Here is a 5574-nt window from a genome sequence, read left to right as displayed (position 1 = left end):
TCGAAGAACTGGGCCATGACCGGCTTGTCGAGGGCGAACTCCTTGCGCATCGCGGCGAGCTGCTCGGCGGAGACCCGCTTGCCGCCCGTCATCTGCTTGACCGGGTCGCCGGGGATCAGCCGGAACAGGAAGAAGCTGGTGACGAGCACGGCCGACGGCACCCCGCMTMGAGGAGGTASGCASWGGKSCCCGGGGCCCTGGTGGCCCTCGGTGTCGAGCAGTGCGGGATTGCTGTCAGCGGTCATGCGTTACTCGCGGTCCTCTGCGGTAGAACGGCGGCGCAGGGCGAACAGGACTCCGCCGCCCACGAGCACCACCGCGGCAGCGGCGATACCGATGATGACACCGGTCGAGCTGCCGTCCTTGGAGGAACTCTTCCCATCCGCGGGCACGGCCGACCACCAGCTCCAATATCCGTCCTGGCCGTAGATGTTGCCCGCGGCCGTCGGCATGGTGGTGATGGACTTGATCTGGTCGGTGCGGTAGGCCTCCACGGCGTTGGGGTACGCGAGGACGTTCATGTACCCGGAGTCGTACAGCCACGACTGCATCTGCTTGACGATGTCGGCGCGCTTGCCCTGGTCGTACTCGGCGAGCTGCTTGTCGTACAGTCCGTCGAACTTCTTGTCGCAGATGAAGTTGTCCGTGGCGGCGCTCTCCTTGGCCTTCACCGGCAGCGCGGCGCAGGTGTGGATGCCGAGGACGAAGTCGGGGTCGGGGTTGACGGACCACCCGTCGAAGGCGAGGTCGTACTCGCCCGCGTACCAGGGCACGGACACGTCGTCGAGGCACTCGACCTTGAGCCCGATCCCGAGCTCCCCCCACCACTCCTTCAGATACTTCCCCACGGCCTTGTCGTTGGGGTCGGTGGCGTGGCAGAGGATGCGCAGATTCAGCGGCTCGCCGTCCTTGCCGACGCGCTCGCCGTCGCCGTTCTTCTTGTAGCCCGCCTCGTCGAGGAGTCGCGCGGCCTTCTTCGGGTCGTACGTGACCTGCTGGTCGCCGCCCGGCTGCCAGGCGTACTCGGTGAAGCGCGGCGGGATGTACCCGGCGCCCTCGACGGCGTGCCCCTGGAACACCTTGTCGACGATGGCCTCGCGGTCCACGGACAGGAAGAGCGCCTGGCGCACCCTCTTGTCCAGGAGGGCCGGGTTCCCGTCACCGAACTTCTTGCCGTCGCGGGTCTTGGCCCCGGGGTTGGTGGCGAGGGCGAAGAAGCGCCGTCCGGGCCCTTCGTTCACCTTGATGTTCTTCTCGTTCTTCAGCGAGTCGGCCTGAGCGGGCGTCAGCGCGGGCTGCCCGGCCACGAACGACACCTCGCCCTTGCGCAGGGCGGAGACGGCCGCGTCCTGGTCCTTGTACGTCTTGAAGACGAGCTCGTCGAACTTGGGGGAGCCGCGCCAGAAGTCTTTGTTGGCCTTGAGCCTGACGTACTGGTCGACCTTGTAGTCCGTCAGGATGAACGGACCGTTCCCGACGACAGGGAAGTCCTTGTCGTTGTTGAACTTCGAGATGTCGTCGACCTTCTCCCACACGTGCTTGGGGACGATCGGCACATCCAGCGCGGCCATCGTGGCCTGCGGCTTCTTCAGCTCGATGACCAGCTTGGTGGGGCTCGGCGCCGTCACCTTCCGGAAGTTGGTGACGAAGTTGGAGTTCGCGGTGGCGGTGCCCTCCTTGGACATCACCTTGTTGAACGTCCACGCCGCGTCCTCGGCGGTGGCGGGCTTGCCGTCCGACCACTTGGAGTCGGACCGGATGGTGTAGGTCCAGGTCAGCTTGTCGGCTGAGGGTTTCCAGTCCGTTGCGAAGCCATCGATCGCACGGTTGTTCTTCGGGTCGTAGTTCGTCAGGTACTCATACGTCAGGCGGTGGATGCTGGTGCTGAGCAGCCGCTGGGCCAGGAACGGGCTGAGCGAGTCGACGCTCTGCGCCACGGCGACGGTGAGGACCTTCTTCCCGTCGTCCGCCTTGGCCTCGGCCTGCTGCGGGACGGGATTGAGCGGTGTGGCGAGACCGGCCGTAAGGGTGAACGCGGCGGCACCTCCGGCGAACACGAGCCTCAGGCGGCCGCGGGGGCGGGTGCCCCCCCCCCCCCCCCCCCCCCCCCCCCCCCCCCCCCCCCCGTCAGGGGCAGCGCGTCCAGGGTCACGAAGACCGCGGGGACCAGGTACTCGGCGAGCTCCCGCTGGGCGTACGCGCGGAGTCCGGCCGCCGTCAGGGGCCGGGCGCGGTCGCCCCCCCCCCCCCCCCCCCCCCCCCCCCCCCCCCCCCCCCCCCCCCCCCCCCCCCCCCCGGTGAGGACGGCCTCGACCTCGCCGGGCTCGACGCGGAAGCCGCGGATCTTGACCTGGGCGTCGGCACGGCCGAGGTACTCGAAGACGCCGTCGGGGCGGCGGCGGGCGAGGTCACCGGTGCGGTAGAGGCGCCCGCCCGCGGTGCCGTCGGGGGCGGCCACGAAGCGTTCGGCGGTCAGGGCGGCGTCGCAGTAGCCACGGGCGACGCCCGCGCCCGCCGCGTACAACTCGCCCCGCTCGCCGTCCGCGACCGGCCGCAGCCGCTCGTCGAGGAGGTGGAGGTGCTTGCCGCGCAGGGGGCGCCCGACCGGCACGGGGCGTCCTTCGCGCACGTCCTCGGGGGTGATGCGGTGGACGGTGAGGAAGACCATGCACTCGACGGGGCCGTAGCCGTTGCTCAGCAGCAGGTCCGGGTAGCGCTCCAGGGCGCGCGCCACGTGCGGGGGCGACAGCGCCTCGCCGCCCACGATCAGTTCGCGCAGCCCGGCGAGCGCGCTCGGGTACTCGTCGACGACGACGTTGAAGAGCGAGCCCGACAGGTACATCGACGTGACGCCGTGCGCCGCGACGAGCCGCGCGATCACCACGGGGTCGGGGCGCCGCCCCGGATGCAGTACGCAGGTGCCGCCGCCGAGCAGCGGCCCCCACAGCTCCATCGCGAACGCGTCCCACGACACGGGCGCGCACTGGAGCCAGACCGCACCGGGCCCGAAGGAGGCGAAGCCCTGCCCGGTCAGTGTGGCCGTCACGGCCCGGTGCGGGGCGACGATGCCCTTGGGCCGCCCGGTGGAGCCCGAGGTGAACATCACGCAGGCGACGTCGTCACCGCTGACGGGGACGGCGGCGCGCGGCAACGGGCGCGCGTCGGCGGCCTCTTCGACGGGGATGAGGGCGGGGGCCRCGGCGGCGGGGGCCTCTCCGTCCCACATCCTCGGCGGCGCGTCCCCTCGCGCCAGCACCGTCCGCACGCCCGCGTCCGCCGCCATGCCGCGCAGGCGGGGCTCCGGAAAGCCGGGGTCGAGCAGCACATAGCCCGCGCCCGCCTTGAGGACGCCAAGGACCGCCACCGCCAGTTCGGCGGAGCGCTCCAGGTAGACGCCCACCGTGTCTCCGCGCGTCACACCGCGCGCCGCGAGGAGGCCCGCCGTCCTGGCCGCCCGCGCGTCGAGTCCGGCGTAGCTCAGCCGTTCGTCCTCGTGGACGAGCGCGGTCGCGCCGGGCGTCCGTGCCGCCTGTTCCTCGAAGAGCTCATGCACGCACCGCGTCGTCATCCTTCTCACCGCCTCCGGCACCCGGCTCCGCGGGGACGTCCTCGATGTCCGGAAGCAGTACGTCGATCTCCCTGATCGAACGGCTCGCCAGACCCCACAGCGCCACCACGAGCCCCGCGACACCCGCGAGGAAGAGCATTCCGGCCATGCCGCTGCCGGGGTCGTCACCGAACAGCGGTCCGATGAGCGCGAAGACTCCGGACCCGTCGGCGGCTTGCGGCTCGAAGACGTGGTCGGCGAGCGGCCCGGACGCCGCCGTGGCGACCGGCACGGAGATCTGCGAGAGGAACATGACCGCGCCGAAGACCCTGCCCTGCCACTCGCGGTCCACCTTGGTCTGCACGATCGCCTGCATCGAGGCGTTGACCTGCGTCATGAGCAGCGAGCCGAGCAGCATCGCCGCGCACCAGCCGGCCACCCCGCCGACCAGGGACATGGCGAGCTGCGCCGTCAGACACATGCCGACGATGCCGAGCATCATGCCCCGGCCCCGGTTCCTGGGCCCGCCCCAGGCGGCCATCAGCAGCCCGCCGACGACACCGCCGACGCCGATCGCGCTGTTCACGGCGGCGAGCGCGCCGTTGCCCGACTTCAGCAGGACCATGGGCTGGATGACGGCGAAGCCGAAGACCATGACGAGGTTGACGGTGCAGAAGTTCACCGTCATGTCGCGCAGGCTCGGGTGCCGGAAGAGATGGCGCAGCCCCTCGACGGCCTCCGCGACGATCTTCGTACGGGGCGCACCGGCGCCTTCGGGAACCTTGTCGCCCTTCATCCGCACGACGCGTACGCCGATGAGCGCGAAGGCGTAACTGGCGAGGTCGATGACGAGGACGGCACCGATGCCGGAGACGGCGACCATGATGCCGCCGAGCGCGGGCCCGCAGATACCGGCGGCGCTCCTCGCCCCGGCCAGCAGCCCGTTGGCGCGGCCGAGTTGGTCCTTGCGCACCAGGAGCGGCACGGCGGCGGTGAGCGCGGGGAGCTGGAAGGCGGCGGAGACGCCGAGGAGGACGGTGGCCGGATAGACCTGCCACGGTTCGAGCCCGCCGCCGAAGAAGTGGACGAGGGTGAGGGTGCCGACGGTGGCGAGTCCGCCCACATCGGCGATCTGGAGGGCCGACCGTTTGCTGATGCGGTCGATTATCGCGCCTGCGAACGGGCTGAACAGTGCCTGGGGAAGCAGGGCGCAGAGGGACAGCGCGGTGACGGCGGTCGCCTGCTCTCCGCTGGACCAGACCTCAATAATGAAAGCGAATCTGAGAACGGCGCTTCCGACCAGTGAGACGGCCTGTCCGGACCAGACGAGCAGCAAGGGACCGGCGTCACTGAAACGTCCAGGACGTCCCTTTTCACCTGCCACCGATTTCGCTTTTTTCTCTTCTCCCGCGCGTTCGGCCACGTCAGGTGCCGGAAATAAGGGTGTGCTGGCGCTCGCCGTTGGCGAGTACCAGAAACTGGCCACCCTCATCTTCGAATGGATTCCCCGCCATTTACCTTAAGCCCCCCGGAAATCTTAAAGAATCCCTTTGTGTCCGCAGGAATCCTTGCGCGGAGGATCTAATTCCATCAAGGCTTTGTGACATTGCTCACAGGGTGGCGAGGGGCGGGAGCGTGCGATTTGACCGAATTAAGTGAGGGTTGAATCCGGCCCTCATGAGTGCTCCGCGTTTAAACGCCCTGCTACCGGGTCGCGTCCTTTGCAATTTGCGCGCCCGCGTCAACCACGCGGTGCGGGCCGCCCCCTACCCGGGGGGCCGCCTCTCCGCATGACCGCGTCACGCCGAGGCACGGCGCTTGACGGCACCCTTCTCCGCCGCGACCGCCTTCTTTTCGGCCACCTTCTTGACCGCACCCGCCTTCTTGCCGGGCGCCGCCTTCTTGCCCGCCTTCGCACCCGCCTTCGCGCCGGGAGCGGCCTTCTTGGCCGGAGTGGACTGCTTGGCTGGAGTGGACTTGTTGGCGGGGGTGGACTTGTTGGCGGGAGTGGACCGCTTGGCCGGGGC

4 protein-coding genes and 2 pseudogenes are annotated in these 5574 nt (G+C 69.9%); all 6 read right to left on the bottom strand.

Annotated features, from left to right (window positions below):
• Positions 1–245 (bottom strand): annotated as a pseudogene (locus AB8Z36_RS30850) (ABC transporter permease); the annotation flags it as partial.
• Between the two features lie 3 nt (positions 246–248).
• Positions 249–2066: an ABC transporter substrate-binding protein gene (locus tag AB8Z36_RS30845; RefSeq protein ID WP_369216685.1), complete on the bottom strand. Its 1818-nt coding sequence runs from the start codon at positions 2064–2066 to the stop codon at positions 249–251.
• Complete coding sequence (locus AB8Z36_RS30840; RefSeq protein WP_369216684.1) at positions 2063–3553, bottom strand: amino acid adenylation domain-containing protein; 1491 nt, start codon at positions 3551–3553, stop codon at positions 2063–2065. The genes AB8Z36_RS30845 and AB8Z36_RS30840 overlap by 4 nt, the downstream gene beginning before the upstream one ends.
• Entirely contained in the window at positions 3546–4883 is a 1338-nt protein-coding gene (locus AB8Z36_RS30835) for an MFS transporter (protein WP_369216683.1), read from the bottom strand. The genes AB8Z36_RS30840 and AB8Z36_RS30835 overlap by 8 nt, the downstream gene beginning before the upstream one ends.
• 88 nt (positions 4884–4971) lie before the next feature.
• Positions 4972–5061 carry an MbtH family NRPS accessory protein gene (locus AB8Z36_RS30830; RefSeq protein ID WP_369216682.1) on the bottom strand — a complete coding sequence of 30 codons (90 nt, stop codon included), beginning with the start codon at positions 5059–5061 and terminating at the stop codon, positions 4972–4974.
• A gap of 285 nt (positions 5062–5346) precedes the next feature.
• Positions 5347–5574: pseudogene (locus AB8Z36_RS30825) on the bottom strand (DNA-binding protein); the annotation flags it as partial.

The sequence above is a fragment of the Streptomyces flavofungini genome (genome assembly GCF_041028215.1).
Taxonomy (GTDB): Bacteria; Actinomycetota; Actinomycetes; order Streptomycetales; family Streptomycetaceae; genus Streptomyces; species Streptomyces flavofungini_B.
This window is presented reverse-complemented; position numbering and strand designations above follow the sequence as displayed.

Coding starts and splice junctions, on each gene's coding strand:
- AB8Z36_RS30830 (WP_369216682.1), bottom strand. CDS start 5,061: ATGGCGGGGAATCCATTCGAAGATGAGGGTGGCCAGTTTCTGGTACTC.